The organism is Flavobacterium coralii, assembly GCF_019891545.1.
In the GTDB taxonomy this organism is placed as follows: Bacteria; Bacteroidota; Bacteroidia; order Flavobacteriales; family Flavobacteriaceae; genus Flavobacterium; species Flavobacterium coralii.
On record NZ_JAHDIU010000001.1, the window covers coordinates 396358 to 411100 of the forward strand.

The 14743-nt window shown below is 43.3% G+C and carries 13 protein-coding genes and 1 other RNA gene; 7 read left to right on the plus strand and 7 right to left on the minus strand.

The annotated features are described in order from the left end of the window. Nucleotides 1-21: 21 nt before the first annotated feature. From KJK34_RS01835 to KJK34_RS01850, 4 genes are all read right to left on the minus strand, one after another. On the minus strand, nt 22-561 hold the full coding sequence (locus KJK34_RS01835) for a DUF8439 domain-containing protein (RefSeq protein ID WP_317196853.1): 540 nt from the start codon (nt 559-561) through the stop codon (nt 22-24). 116 nt (nt 562-677) lie between these two features. Beyond that, nucleotides 678-1763 (minus strand): DNA polymerase III subunit gamma/tau, encoded by a 1086-nt coding sequence (dnaX, locus tag KJK34_RS01840; RefSeq protein WP_223052138.1) that lies wholly within the window; start codon nt 1761-1763, stop codon nt 678-680. Nucleotides 1764-1914: 151 nt separating this feature from the next. Next, nucleotides 1915-2991, minus strand: coding sequence for a DNA topoisomerase IB (locus tag KJK34_RS01845; RefSeq protein WP_223052139.1), 1077 nt, complete (start codon nt 2989-2991; stop codon nt 1915-1917). 12 nt (nt 2992-3003) lie between these two features. After that, the gene (locus KJK34_RS01850; protein ID WP_223052140.1) at nt 3004-3309 is read right to left on the minus strand and encodes a hypothetical protein; all 306 of its coding nucleotides are present in this window, start codon (nt 3307-3309) and stop codon (nt 3004-3006) included. Nucleotides 3310-3568: 259 nt separating this feature from the next. Between KJK34_RS01850 and rnpB the strand changes: the two genes are divergently transcribed. Continuing rightward, an RNA gene (gene rnpB, locus KJK34_RS01855) (RNase P RNA component class A) lies at nt 3569-3895 on the plus strand. A 27-nt stretch (nt 3896-3922) separates the two neighbouring features. On the opposite strand, the gene KJK34_RS01860 is transcribed toward rnpB, so the two are convergent. The 3 genes from KJK34_RS01860 to KJK34_RS01870 are packed head-to-tail and all read right to left on the minus strand — an operon-like array spanning nt 3923 to nt 5736. Beyond that, on the minus strand, nt 3923-4330 hold the full coding sequence (locus tag KJK34_RS01860; protein WP_223052141.1) for a hypothetical protein: 408 nt from the start codon (nt 4328-4330) through the stop codon (nt 3923-3925). Nucleotides 4331-4345: 15 nt separating this feature from the next. Next, the gene (rsmD, locus tag KJK34_RS01865) at nt 4346-4936 is read right to left on the minus strand and encodes a 16S rRNA (guanine(966)-N(2))-methyltransferase RsmD (protein WP_223052142.1); all 591 of its coding nucleotides are present in this window, start codon (nt 4934-4936) and stop codon (nt 4346-4348) included. Further along, nucleotides 4933-5736: a DUF3822 family protein gene (locus KJK34_RS01870; protein ID WP_223052143.1), complete on the minus strand. Its 804-nt coding sequence runs from the start codon at nt 5734-5736 to the stop codon at nt 4933-4935. The genes rsmD and KJK34_RS01870 overlap by 4 nt, the downstream gene beginning before the upstream one ends. 107 nt (nt 5737-5843) lie before the next feature. Between KJK34_RS01870 and KJK34_RS01875 the strand changes: the two genes are divergently transcribed. The 6 genes from KJK34_RS01875 (at nt 5844) to KJK34_RS01900 (ending at nt 14710) form a co-directional block, all read left to right on the plus strand. Continuing rightward, nucleotides 5844-7265, plus strand: coding sequence for an ATP-dependent DNA helicase (locus KJK34_RS01875; protein ID WP_223052144.1), 1422 nt, complete (start codon nt 5844-5846; stop codon nt 7263-7265). Nucleotides 7266-7571: 306 nt separating this feature from the next. Next, nucleotides 7572-8297 carry a 3-deoxy-manno-octulosonate cytidylyltransferase gene (gene kdsB, locus KJK34_RS01880; RefSeq protein WP_223052145.1) on the plus strand — a complete coding sequence of 242 codons (726 nt, stop codon included), beginning with the start codon at nt 7572-7574 and terminating at the stop codon, nt 8295-8297. 87 nt (nt 8298-8384) lie between these two features. Continuing rightward, complete coding sequence (locus KJK34_RS01885) at nt 8385-8813, plus strand: hypothetical protein (RefSeq protein ID WP_223052146.1); 429 nt, start codon at nt 8385-8387, stop codon at nt 8811-8813. Between the two features lie 152 nt (nt 8814-8965). Next, nucleotides 8966-10051: an efflux RND transporter periplasmic adaptor subunit gene (locus KJK34_RS01890; protein ID WP_223052147.1), complete on the plus strand. Its 1086-nt coding sequence runs from the start codon at nt 8966-8968 to the stop codon at nt 10049-10051. Nucleotides 10052-10077: 26 nt separating this feature from the next. Further along, nucleotides 10078-13284 carry an efflux RND transporter permease subunit gene (locus KJK34_RS01895; RefSeq protein WP_223052148.1) on the plus strand — a complete coding sequence of 1069 codons (3207 nt, stop codon included), beginning with the start codon at nt 10078-10080 and terminating at the stop codon, nt 13282-13284. After that, nucleotides 13265-14710, plus strand: coding sequence for a TolC family protein (locus KJK34_RS01900; RefSeq protein WP_223052149.1), 1446 nt, complete (start codon nt 13265-13267; stop codon nt 14708-14710). The genes KJK34_RS01895 and KJK34_RS01900 overlap by 20 nt, the downstream gene beginning before the upstream one ends. Nucleotides 14711-14743 lie beyond the last annotated feature (33 nt).

Consider the following 14743-nt stretch of genomic DNA (forward strand, 5'->3'; position numbering starts at 1 on the left):
TTGAAATTTATGGTATCTGGTTTATATATCCAAATCAAATGCCTTTCTTAGTAATTCGATTGTAGGATTAAGCGCTTTAAGTTTTTCAAATTTTTCCTGTGGAGTAAATGCATGCCGTGTAGAAGCCACTTCATTTACATGTGTTTCTATAACAATATCATGATTGTGCAGTTTACCACGAAGGTAGCCCAGCAATTCAATCTTGTTATTATCAAAGTCAACCTTACTGCCCTCAACGGGTAATTCCAGCCTTATGGTTACGCCGTCTTTATCCAGCACCGGGTCATTAATCTGCATATAGGTTGCCATAATTTTCTGTCCGGTATCGCTAAGGCGCTGTGCAAACTTATTCCACATCAGCAGCATATCGGTTTCTGTAAACGGTTCGCGTGGCAGCTCGTCATGCTTTTTTAATTCGGCTTTCTGGGTTTCCTGCAGCTCCCGTTTCATTTTAATGCTCGAAAGCGAAAACGCCGAAACCTTTGGCCTGCCATCATCCTCGGGTATTTGTATAACGGGTGGCTTTATTATTTCAGGAGCATCAACCTCAAGTTTATTCACGGGTAACGGAGAAATACCTTCGGGCTTTTCAGGTACTGCCGTATTAGCTGTTACTACAGAAGATTGATTTTCTGTAGGCTTAGCAGGTGTGCTATCGGTAAAATAATGTGTGGGAATTATAAATTGGTCAGCTTTTTTTTTTCTCCGTCAAAGGTGACAGAGGCAAGCTGCATAAGGCATAGTTCTACTAACAGCCTTTGGTTTTGGCTGGTTTTGTATTTAAGGTCGCAATCGTTGGCAATATCAATTGCCTCCAGTAAAAACTGCTGGCTGGCCTTTTGCGATTGCTGTGCATACATGGCCTGAGCTGTTTCTCCTGCTTCGAGCAGTACCAGCGTTGCGGGTGTTTTACATACCAATAAGTCTCGGAAGTGCGATGCAAGCCCCGCCACAAAGTGGTGTGCATCAAAACCTTTGGCAAGTATGTCGTTAAAAGCAAGCAACAGTTCCGGTATTCGGTTTTCAAGTATCAGGTCGGTTACCTTAATGTAGTACTCATAATCAAGTACATTAAGGTTTTCTGTAACGGCCTGGCGAGTAAGGTTGTTGCCGCAGTAGCTTACTACCCGGTCAAAAATAGAAAGCGCATCACGCATGGCGCCATCTGCCTTTTGGGCTATAATGTGCAGTGCATCGTCTTCAAACGTAATGCCCTGGCTTTTGGCTACCTCTGCAAGGTGTTCTTTGGCATCCTTAACCGTTATCCGCTTAAAATCGAATATCTGGCAGCGCGACAGTATGGTAGGTATTATTTTATGCTTCTCTGTAGTGGCGAGTATAAATATGGCATGCCTCGGCGGTTCTTCCAGCGTTTTAAGGAAGGCATTAAATGCCGCCTGAGAGAGCATGTGCACCTCATCTATAATATAAACTTTATACTTACCGGTTTGCGGCGGTATCCTTACCTGGTCTATCAGGTTACGGATGTCATCTACCGAGTTGTTGGAAGCCGCATCCAGCTCAAACACATTAAAGGCAAAATCTTCATTCGGGTCGTCATAACCTTCCTGGTTTATTTTGCGGGCCAGTATGCGTGCGCAGGTTGTTTTGCCCACACCACGCGGGCCGGTAAATAACAATGCCTGTGCTAAGTGATTATTCTCTATGGCGTTAAGCAGCGTATTGGTAATAGCCTGCTGGCCCACAACATCCTTAAAGGTTTGCGGGCGGTATTTACGGGCTGATACGATGAATTGTTCCATAGTGATATATGCAGGGCAAATATACTAATTTAAAATTGCAGGACGGTAAGATTTGAAAATTTGAAAATTTGAAAATGGTTTAACAGGAGCGGGTGGTATTACAATTGGAAAATAATTTCCAAATTGCCACATTTTCAAATTTGCAAATTGCCTATGCGATTACCTCTGCAATGTTTTCATTGCTTAAAAGATTAAGCAGTGCCCTTTCCTCGGCATTGAGGTCGCCATTTTCGGATTCATCCTCGCAAATGTATTTGGATATGTTCCCGTTTTCGTATGCGGCAATTACAGTGGGGTGTACATAATATTTTTTGCAGACCGAGCGGGTATTGCCCAGTTTTTTTGCCACCGAATCAAGCACTCCTACAATTTTCTTTTTGCAGTCGGTCATGCTGGTATGGTCGCCTGCTTCATAAAAAGCACACAATGCGTTGAGGCTGCCTGCCCACGCTCGGAAGTCTTTTGCGGTAAAATCTTCGCCTGTAATTTCTTTAATGTAATTGTTTACATCTGCAGAGCCAATGCTGTGGTGGGTACCGTCATCATCATAATACTGGAAAAGCTCATAACCCGGCACTTCTTTACATCGCTTTACCAGGTTTGCCAGCCTGCGGCTTTGCAATTTTATTTTATGCTTAACGCCCTTTTTGCCCGTAAATTCAAAATTTACGGCTTCGCCTTTAAACTTTACATGCTTATCGCGGAGCGTAGTAAGCCCGAATGAACCATACAGTTTTTTATAGGCATCATTACCAATACGGATATTGGTAAGTTCTATGAGCTTCACTACAAGTGCCACCACTTTTTCGTAGGGTAGTCCCTTGCGCTTAAGGTCGGCTTCTACCTGTTTGCGTATGGCAGGCAGTGCATTGGCAAAGCGACGGAGCCTGTAGAATTTAGACTGGTTACGTATTTTATTCCACTCGGGGTGGTAGCGGTACTGTTTGCGCCCGCGGGCATCGGTGCCCGTTACCTGAAGGTGTCCGTGCGGGTAGGGCGATATCCATACATCCTGCCATGCCGGGGGGATAACCAGTTTTTTTATCCTGTCCAGCACTTCCTTTTCTTTTACCGTGTTGCCCTCGTGGTCTTTATAGGTAAAGCCGCTGCCTTTACGCTTCCTGTAATAGCCTTTATCAGACTGCAGGGCATAGCGCAAACCAGCGGCTTTGGCGGTAACCTTAGGGTCACTGCCTATTTTTTCGAGTTTTTTCTGTAACCTGTTCATTTAGCCCTCTGGCTATTCGTCATTTCTTCCTTTAATACTCATTTCGTGCAGCATCATCGCTGCGCTTTTCTCGGTATAGGCGCCGTGGCTTGCTACAAATACACCTTTCTCGCCGTCTTTAGATTGTATGCCGTAAACCGTAGCCTCATCGCCCGGGTCGGTTTCGCCCTCGTAGCGGTAAATGTGCTCTATGGTAAAATCTTCGCAGTGATTTACTATGCGCTCTTCCTCAAGGTTAAAATCTGTTGTAAATCCTTTTTGTGCCAGCTCTTCAAGTGCTTTAGATACTGTGGCATAATGATACATCTGTCTGTCCATGTGTGTAGTTTTTAAAGAGGTTTGTTTTACAGTATTAAAATTACGGCTTTAGAAATTTGGCTGCTGCCAACGAAATGTTAAGTTTTGTTTGTCCGATGCCCGTTGTATGATGTCCGATTGTAGATGATGCGTAACTCTCTCCAAAGCTAATAGACCTAAATTACTTCAGACATCCGACACCTGACCTCCGACATTAAGAAAACAAAATTCCCTTTCGACTTTCGACTTTCATCTTTAAGGCTAAAAAAACTATCTTTGCCCCGCAGGCCGCCTTATCGCTGCTCCCGCTTCGGCGCGGGGTGGAGGAAAGTCCGGACACCACAGGGCAGCATAGCGGGTAACGCCCGTCACTGTGCCGCAAGGCGCGGGAGGACAAGTGCAACAGAAAGTATGTACAGGTAATGCTGTAGTGAAACCAGGTAAACTCTATGCGGTGAAATGCCAAGTATACCGGCAATTAAGGGCTGCCCGCCCAATGCCGGAGGGTAGGCAGATAGAGCGTAACAGCAATGTTGCGCCCAGATAAATGATAAGGCTTCTAAATTTATTTAGTTGACAGAATCCGGCTTACAGGCCTGCATTATTTTTAAAAATTACTGAAATACTAAATTTATCAATTACGGGTAAACTTTCCTGGTATTGAATAAATACTATCATTACAATCTGTGGCAAATTCAGGAAAGAATTTTTTTTGATATTGACAAGATGTAATTGAAGAATCCAAAATAATTATATTTCCATTAGCGATAGCCGAGAGTTCATATATTAGTAAATCATTTACAACCTGTATGATTATTGTATCACCCTTAACTATTATGTCATACACACCTTCGGAATTTGATTCAAGTAAATTATATGTTTTGTGCCGGATTTCTAAATCAACATATTCATGAACTGACGTTATTCTGCTAATCCTGTACCACCTAACTTTTACATTCTTACCTTCGAAAACTTTTTCATTCAGGTGTTTATCGCATGATACGAACATTAAGACCAACGATGCTAAAAATAAATTTTTCATTGTACGTATAAAATTCTACAATTCCTCAACATCAGGATCTTCGTTAATAGCTTCTTCGGTTTCGTCCTTATCAAACTCAAAGAACGAAAAAATACTGCCGCCATACTTTTTGCTAAACGACCAGTTCATCATGTGTTCCAGCGTGGTGTGCCTGCTGTGCTCTATAATCATCATACCGTCTTCCTGCAACAGGTTGTTGTCAAATACCAGCTTAACAACCTCTTCAAACTTTTGCTGCTCAAAGTGGTAGGGCGGGTCGGCTACAATAATATCATAGCTGCTGCTGTGCCCGGCAAGAAATTTATATACATCGGCCTTAACCGCCATGATGTTTAAGACGAACTCCGCTGCAGTCTGCTTGATGAACTTAATACAGCCAAAGTCGGCATCTACGGCAGTAATAGCCTCTGCGCCCCGCGAACCGAACTCGTAGCTGAGGTTACCCGTGCCGGCAAAAATATCAAGCACCTTAAGCCCTTCAAAATCAAAACGGTTGTTCAGGATATTGAATAGCGACTCCTTGCTCATATCGGTAGTGGGGCGAACGGGCAGGTTTTTTGGCGGACTTATGCGGCGGCCTTTATATTTTCCTGATATTATCCTCATGCGTTGTATAGTATAAAATGTTGGAGGGCATCTTGTTGTGTAATGCCAAATTTATCCTGGAGCGCTGCCGGCTCATATATAGAAACATATCTTATGTATTTGTAGGCAAGCGCAAAGCAGTCGTGCTGCTCATCTGTTTTACCCAGTAAAAATACTTTTACCGTTTCGGGATTCAGCAGCAGTTGCTCCATGGTAAACAGCAGATAATATAAAAAGTCTTCGGGTGTGGCATACTCAAAAGCGTTATACAGCAACAGCTTTTGGTTTCGCGCTACCACAATTTCAAAATGCGTGTCCTGCACATGAACGTAAACCTGTTTTTCATCTACGTTTTTAGAGGCATCCAGCAGTTTAGCAACCAATATGCTGTTTGCATTTTTATAATCAAAGCTGCCAAACCTGTCCAGCAGGTAATTGTTAATGTTCATTAAGGGCACATACACATTGCTGAGCTCATAATTGGGCAGGGCATCAAAGGCAAAAATATCGGTCTCAAAAACTTTGGTATTGTATTGCAGGTAACTGCCTAAAAAATTTTCGTCAAAAAGCGCATCGGGCACAAAAGTATTAAAGCAGTTGTCGTGCAGTACCAGCACCTCGTCATACTCCATTTTCAGTTCCGGGTGGGTGGTAAACAGCTTCCATAACTCTTCCTCTACAGGCTGAAATTTACTGAAACCCATGCTGTGCGTGTGGCTTATGCTGTTGCCGAGGGTATCGATACAGCAAAAAGAGGCACCGTGCATGCCAATTTGTAAAACAAGTTTTTTATAATTTTTTGTAGTTATGGGGTGGCTCATGAGCAATTGGTTTCAGCACAAATTTACATCTTTTTACCGATTAGCGGGGCTACTCGTTTAAATCATGCTATCTTTGAGGGCCTAACCGCTAAAACCTGTTTTACCACATGAATCCGGTCCAGTTTTACCAGATACTCCGCCGTAATTTTCCGTTTGAACCCACGCTTAAACAAGATATATTCCTGCAAAAAATAAGCGCGTTCATTAACAGCGACAGCAAAGATGAGATTTTTGTGCTGAAGGGGTATGCGGGCACGGGTAAAACAACCATCATCTCTACACTGGTTAACCACCTTAAGGAAGCCAACAAAAAATATGTACTGCTGGCACCAACAGGCCGTGCAGCTAAGGTAATATCAGGGTATTCGCAAAAGCCGGCTTATACCATACACAAGCGTATTTATTTCCCGAAAAAGGGCAGTGGCGGTACTATGGGCTTTACACTACAGCCCAACAAGTTTACCAACACCATTTTTATAGTGGATGAGGCTTCGATGATATCGGACACGGCAAATGAGTCGAAAATGTATGAGAACGGTTCACTGCTGGATGACCTTATGCAGTATGTGTACAGCGGCAATAACTGCAAGTTGGTACTGATAGGCGACACGGCACAGTTGCCGCCTGTAAACTCTGATATCAGCCCGGCACTTGATGTGCAGATGTTAAGCACCAACTATTTTAAGGAAACGCAGCAAATAGAGCTTGATGAGGTAATGCGCCAGGATATCGACTCGGGCATATTGTATAATGCAACAGAACTGAGGGAGGTGCTTAAATCGGCATTTGTAGATACGTTTAAATTCCGGGTAAAAGGATTTAAGGATATTGTCCGCCTTATAGATGGCTTTGAGATAGAAGATGCCATTAATCAGGCTTACAGCAATTACAGCGTAGAAGACACTGCATTTATAGTGCGCAGCAACAAGCGTGCTAACCAGTACAACAAACAGATACGCTTTAAGATACTGGGACGCGAGAGCGAACTCTCGGCAGGCGACCTGCTTATGGTGGTTAAGAACAACTATTTTTGGCTGAATGAAAAATCAGAAGCAGGCTTTATAGCCAATGGCGATATTATCGAGGTACTGGAAATTTTCCGTATAGAAGAATTATACGGTTTTAAATTTGCCCGTGTAAAAGTGCGGATGGTTGATTACCCCAACCAGGCAGCGTTTGAGACAGTATTGCTTTTGGATACCATAGATAGTGAATCGGCATCGCTTACGTATGAAGAATCGAACCGCCTGTATAATGAGGTGATGCTGGATTATGAAAATGAAACCGGCTACCGTAAATTTTTAAAAGTAAAGAACAATCCGCATTTTAATGCATTGCAGGTAAAATTCAGCTATGCGGTTACCTGCCACAAATCGCAGGGAGGGCAGTGGCACACGGTGTTTGTAGAGCAGCCTTACCTGCCGCAGGGTATAGATAAAGATTACATCCGCTGGCTCTACACAGCCGTTACCCGTGCAAAAGATAAACTCTACCTTATCGGGTTTAAGGATGAGAGTTTTGAAGGGTAAGACAAGCCCCCCGGCCCCCAAAGGGGAAGTTTTTACCCATAATTACCGAATCTTTTATTCCGACCGTAGTAGAGGAATCTAAAAAAAATAAGATTTCTCGGCTCCGCTCGAACAACACCTTCTTGGAATGATGGCTTTTTTATGTTTAGTTTTCCATTCCGACCGTAGCAGAGGAATCTAAGAATCTGTAATAAGATTGCTCGGCTTTACTCGAAATGGAAGAATCGTGCTTACGTAATTTTTTTCTATGAGATTAAAATTCCCCCTTTGGGGGTTAGGGGGCTAAATAAATATTATTTTTACACCATGAAAATTATTGCTGTAATACCCGCCCGCTATGCCAGTACCCGTTTCCCCGCCAAGCTCATGCAGGATTTAGGGGGCAAGGCCGTTATCGTCCGTACCTATGAAGCTGCTGTAAAAACAGGCTTGTTTGACGATGTTTTTGTGGTTACCGATTCTGATATAATTTATGATGAGGTTGTTCGTAATGGAGGCAAGGCCATTATGAGCAAAAAAGAGCATGAAAGCGGCAGCGACCGTATTGCCGAAGCGGTAGAGCACATGGACGTGGATATTGTGGTAAATGTGCAGGGTGACGAGCCTTTTATAAACAAAGAACCGCTTGCCGATGTGCTTCAGGTGTTTAAAAGTGACTTTGCAAGGGAAACAGACCTTGCCTCGTTAATGATGCACATTACAGATGAAGAAGATATAAATAACCCCAACAATGTAAAAGTGGTGGTTGACCAAAAGAATTTTGCGTTATATTTTTCGCGTTCGGTAATACCATACCCACGTAATAAGGAAGCGGGGGTTAGGTATTTTAAGCATATCGGTATTTATGCATTCCGCAAGCATGCGCTCCTCGATTTTTATAACCTGCCCATGCAAAAGCTGGAAGCCAGCGAAAAACTGGAACAGCTACGCTATCTTGAATATGGCAAAAAAATAAAAATGGTAGAGACAAGCCACGCAGGCATTGGTATAGACACCCCCGAAGATTTAGAAAAGGCGAGGAAACTGCTGTAAAAGAAAACGATATAGCATAATACCTGTTAAATATTTACTAATATTTGTTTGGCTGTAATTTATTCTTTATCTAATTTTGTTCCCTGAATGAAGAAGTTACAACTAAAAATCTTTCTTTCCCTTATCGCTGTCCTTTTGGGCTCGGTTGGTAACCTTCATGCTTATGCAGGAAAAGAATTTTCTTTAGATACTTCATTAAAACTACTGCAACTGCAGGCCTATGGCGAGGATTTTTGTATTGAGGGTGAAGCCGAAAGCATATACTACAAAGAATCACTTACTGCTGCCGAAGGCCATCACGACAAGATTACTCCCTCAGATACCGAAATAGAGGAAGACAGGGCCGAATCGTTTACCAAAACCCCGGATGCCCTTACTTATTTTACTTTTGCATTTCATGATGAAATATCTCCCGGATATTTCTACCGCTGTATAAAGAGCTACACCTGCTCTCACTACTTTAACTACTTCCCTGTCCTGAAGCGCCATATCGTTTTCAGGGTATTCAGGATTTGATTTTTCTTTTCCGCAAGGGCTTTTAACACTGCCCTGCACTTCTTTAATATCTGCCCGCAGCTATAGCTGTTCAGGGTTAAGATATACTGCGTTTACGCATTTTACTTAGAAAAGCAATCACAAAATCATATCGTTAAACAAGCAAAATTATCATGAAGAAAATCCTCATGTTCGTTAGCCTGTGCGCATTATTGTGCAATACAGGCTGCAAAAAAGAAGAAGAAGAAAAGGAACAAGAAGCACAGTTCCTGGTTACCAATCCGGTAAAAAAAGATACCACAATTACTAAAGACTATGTTGCCCAGATACGCTCAATACAACACATTGAGCTGCGTGCGCAGGAAAGGGGTTACCTGCAGCAGATTCTGGTAGATGAAGGCCAGTTTGTAAAGCAGGGACAGTTGTTGTTCCGCATTATGCCTAACCTTTACCAAGCCGAAATGCAGAAAGCTAAAGCGGAAGCTAACTTCGCAGAAATAGAATACCAGAACACTAAAAAACTTGCCGAAAGCAATGTAGTGGCACCAAATGAACTGGCTATGGCTAAGGCTAAATTTGACAAGGCAAAAGCAGAATTACAGCTTGCACAGGTGCATTTGCAATTTACAGAGATACGCGCGCCATTTGATGGTATTATAGACCGCTTTATGGTTAGGCAGGGTAGCCTTGTAGATGAAGGAGACCTGCTCACCAATCTTTCTGATAATACCAAAATGTGGGTATATTTTAATGTACCTGAAGCGGAATACCTGGACTATAAACAAAATCTTGACAGCAACAGGCAGGATAATAAAGTAAGCCTGCTTATGGCAAACAACAAATATTTTGATTATCCCGGTAAAATAGAAACCATAGAGGCCGACTTTAATAACGAAACCGGTAATATTCCTTTTAGGGCCACTTTTCCTAACCCTAAAGGCCTTTTAAGGCACGGAGAGACCGGTAATATACATATCACCACACCATTAACTAACGCGCTGTTAATTCCGCAAAAGGCAACTTTTGAAGTACTCGACAAAAAGTATGTATATGTAATCAGCAAGAATAATACAGCACAGTCACGCGAAATAACCGTAGCACACGAACTGCCCCATATTTATGTAGTGAGCAGTGGCCTTTCTGAAGGCGATAAAATACTGCTGGAAGGTTTACGCCTTGTAAAAGAAAACCAAAAAATAGAATACAAAACCCTGAAGCCCGAAGCCGTATTAGCCGACCTTGAGCTATACGCAGAATAATAATGGCCATTTAAACAACAGATACTATGTTTAGTAAATTTATACACAGGCCCGTTTTTGCAATTGTAATTTCTATTATGATTGTTTTTGTGGGCTCGCTGGCAATAAAGCAACTACCAATATCGCAGTTTCCGCAAATTGCCCCAACAACAGTAAATATTTTTATTGCTTATCCCGGTGCCAGTGCCGATGTATTGGTAAAATCGACGCTTATAACACTTGAAAACTCTATAAACGGGGTAGAGGGGATGCGTTATATGGCAACCGATGCCACCAGTGCGGGCGAAGCCACATTACGGATAATTTTTGAACCGGGCACAGACCCCAACCAGGCGGTTGTAAGGGTTAAAACCCGTGTTGACCAGGTTATGCCGTTGCTGCCTGAGCTGGTGCAGCGCGAAGGGGTTGTTATTACCCCAATTCAGCCGAGTATGCTTATGTATGTAAACCTGTATGGTACAGGCAAAAACATGGATGAAAAGTTTCTGTATAATTATGCCAACGTTAAGATGATTCCTGAAATAAACAGGATAAAAGGCGTGGCAAGAACACAGATACTGGGTAGCCGTACTTATGCCATGCGGGTATGGCTTAATCCTGACAGGATGAGGGCCTATAACATTTCTGTAGAAGAAGTTATGGATGCCCTCGCCGAGCAGAGTATAATAGGCCGCCCTGGGCGTATCGGGCAAAGCTCGGGTATAGAGGCGCAGTCGTTAGAATATGTACTAACCTACAAAGGCAGGTTTAACGAACCTGAAGAGTATAACAATATTGTTATACGTGCCAATGCAAACGGAGAATCCATACACCTTAAAGACATTGCCACGGTTGAGCTGGGCAGTGAGTTCTTTGATATTTACTCAAACCTTGACGGCCATCCTTCAGCAGCTATAGTACTGAAACAGAATTATGGCAGTAATGCAAGTGATGTTATTGCAGAGGTTAAAGCTAAGCTTGAGGAAATGAAAGAAAGCTTTCCTCCGGGAATTGATTATAAGATCAGTTATGACGTATCACAATTCCTTGATGCCTCTATAGAACAGGTTATTGATACTTTAAGAGATGCCTTTATACTGGTGGCACTTGTAGTATTTATCTTTTTGGGCGACTGGCGTTCTACGCTTATCCCCATTCTTGCGGTACCGGTATCGCTTGTTGGGGCGTTTTTCGTGATTCAGTTCTTCGGGCTCTCTATCAACCTGGTAACACTGTTTGCATTGGTGCTTGCCATTGGTATTGTGGTAGATGATGCCATAGTCGTCGTCGAGGCAGTACATGCCAAGTTTGACGAGTTCCCAAACATATCGCCCTACATGGCTGTAAGAAAAGTGCTTGGCGAAATCAGCGGCGCTATTATAGCTATTACTGCGGTTATGGTTTCGGTATTCCTGCCTATATCATTTATGTCGGGCCCTGTGGGTACTTTCTACAGGCAGTTCTCCATCACTATGGCAAGTTCTATAGTTATATCGGCAATCATTGCGCTAACGCTTACACCTGTATTGTGTGCCATGCTGCTTAAAAACCACCACGGGCATCCTAAAAAAGGAAACCTGTTTACAAAAGCAATGGACAAGTTTAACAGCGGGTTTGAAAAGCTTACAGGCAAATATGTGGGTGTATTAAGGCGTATTGTAAACAGGCGCTGGCTAACCTTTGGCATTTTGCTTGCGTTTTGCGTGGGTATTTATTTCGAGAACGAGGTGCTTCCGGCAGGGTTTATACCAAGTGAAGACCAGGGTACTATATATGCTATTATACAAACACCTCCGGGTGCAACACTGGAGCGTACCAATAAAGTTTCGCAGCAGCTACAGAAAATTTGCGAAAAGGTAGATGGGGTAGAGTCGGTATCATCACTCGCGGGTTATGAAATTATGACCGAGGGCCGAGGCAGTAACGCCGGTACCTGCCTTATTAACCTTAAACCGTGGCACGACCGCGACCACACGGTTACCGAAATTATGGAGGAGCTTGAACATAAAACCAAAGGGCTGGGTGCCGTTATTGAGTTTTTTGAGCCACCCGCCATACCCGGTTTTGGTTCTTCAGGTGGTTTCTCTATGCGATTGTTGGATAAAAACGGTACCAGCGATTACCAGGATTTCGACAGGATTCAGAAGAAGTTCCTTGATGATCTGGGCAAGCGCAAAGAAGTTACAGGGTTATTCAGCTTTTTCGCGGCAAATTACCCGCAATATGAGTTGGTAATGGATAACGACCTTGCCATGCAAAAAGGTGTTTCTATAGGCAAAGCAATGGATAACCTTAACATCATGATAGGCAGTACCTATGAGCAGGGCTTTATTAAGTTTGACAGGTTCTTTAAGGTATATGTGCAGAGTGACCCTAAGTACAGGAGATTGCCATCTGACATCCTGAATATGTTCGTTAAGAATGAAGAGGGCGAGATGGTTCCGTACTCTGCATTTATGAAGCTGAAGAAAACACAGGGGCCAAACGAAATTACCCGTTACAATATGTACAACTCAGCCGCTATACAGGGGCTTCCGGCCAAAGGCTACACCACAGCCGATGCTATTGCCGCCATTAGGGAAGTAGCTAAGGAAAGCCTGCCAAAAGGATATGACATTGCGTGGGAAGGTTTATCGTATGACGAAGCCGGCAGGGGTAACGAATCACTTTACATTTTTCTTATCGTGCTGGCGTTCGTTTACTTTGTGCTTGCAGCTCAATATGAAAGTTTTATTATCCCGCTGGCAGTAGTATTTTCACTTCCTGTAGGTGTCTTCGGCTCATTCATGTTGCTCAAGATGATGGGGCTGCAAAATGATATTTATGCGCAGATAGGGCTTATCATGCTTGTGGGGCTCCTCGGTAAAAACGCGGTGCTTATAGTAGAGTTTGCCGTATTGAAGCATAAAGAGGGCTCAACCATACTCGAAGCCGCCATAGAAGGCGCAAAGGTTCGTTTCCGTCCTATCCTTATGACATCATTTGCTTTCATAGCAGGGCTTATACCACTTATCCTGGCTACAGGTGCCGGTGCCATTGGTAACCGTACTATTGGTGCCTCTGCGCTTGGCGGTATGCTTTTCGGTACCATTTTCGGGGTAATAATAGTGCCGGGGCTTTACTACATATTCGGCACGCTTGCCGACGGACGCAAACTCATTAAGTATGAAGATGACGGTTCTTTATCTGAAGAGTTTATCCACATGATTGATAATTTCCCTAACAATACAGAAAATGATGAAGATACTAAATAGCCGTAAATTAATAATAGCCATAACAGCCTGTACTGTTATCACTTTTACAGGCTGTAAACTGCCCTCTGTAGCGCAACGAGCAGAAAATAAAGAAGTACCTGCTGCCTATGCGGGTACTACTGCCGATACCCTTAATTCCGCAAAGCTGAAGTGGAAGGAGTATTTTACCGACCCAAACCTTGTTGCCCTGATTGAGGAAGCCCTTAAAAATAACCAAGAACTTAATATTACCCTTCAGGAAATAGAAATTTCCCGTAACGAAGTAAGAGCCCGTAAAGGGGAGTACCTGCCATTTGCAGGGATACGTGCCGGGGCAGGGGTAGATAAGGTTGCCCGTTATACTAATATAGGTGCAATGGAGGCGACTACCGATATCAGGCCCGGCGTGGAAATGCCGGAGCCGTTACAGGATTATTCGCTTGGTTTATATGCCAACTGGGAGGTAGATATCTGGAAAAAACTGCGCAACGCTAAAAAAGCTGCTCTTAGCCGCTATCTTTCATCTGTAGAAGGCAGAAACTTTATGGTGACTAATATCATAGCTGAAATTGCCAATTCCTATTATGAACTGCTAGCATTAGATAACCAGCTTGCAATTGTTCAGCAGAATATAGGCATACAGGCGAATGCCTATGAGATTGTTAAACTACAAAAAGAAGCAGCGCGTGTTAATGAACTGGCTGTTAAGCGTTTTGAAGCTCAGGTACTCAATACAAAAAGCCTTGAATTTACCATACAGCAGCAGATAACGGAAACTGAGAACAGGATCAATTTTCTTACAGGTCGTTTCCCTCAGCATGTAGAAAGAAGCGCGGTATTGATTACAGATATAGTGCCGCAAACGGTTCAGGCGGGCATCCCGGCACAACTGCTGGAAAACAGGCCCGATATCAGGCAGGCCGAAATGGACCTTGCAGCGGCAAAGCTTGATGTTAAGGTCGCCAGGGCAAGGTTTTACCCATCGCTTGGCATATCGGGCGGGGTAGGTTTCGGGGCATTCGACCCAAGCTTCCTGTTCAGGTCTCCTGAGTCGTTGCTTTACTCTCTCGCGGGAGATATAGCCGCACCTTTAATAAACAGGAATTCTATTAAAGCTGCATACAGCACTGCCGGCGCAAAACAAATGCAGGCGGTTTATAATTACGAACGTACATTGCTTAATGCATACATAGAGGTTACCAATCAACTGGCTATGATTAGCAATATGCAGAAAGCCTATAACCTTAAATCGCAACAGGTAGATGCGCTAAACCAGTCAATAGATATATCAAACAATTTGTTTCGCTCGGCAAGGGCCGATTATATGGAGGTACTTATGACGCAGCGTGATGCGCTGGAAAGTAAATTCGACCTGATAGAAGCCAAGCTGAAACAAATGAATGCAAGTGTAAATATTTACCGTGCCCTGGGCGGCGGATGGAATTAATATTGTTTTGTTAAGTTTGGATTGATTTTGTGT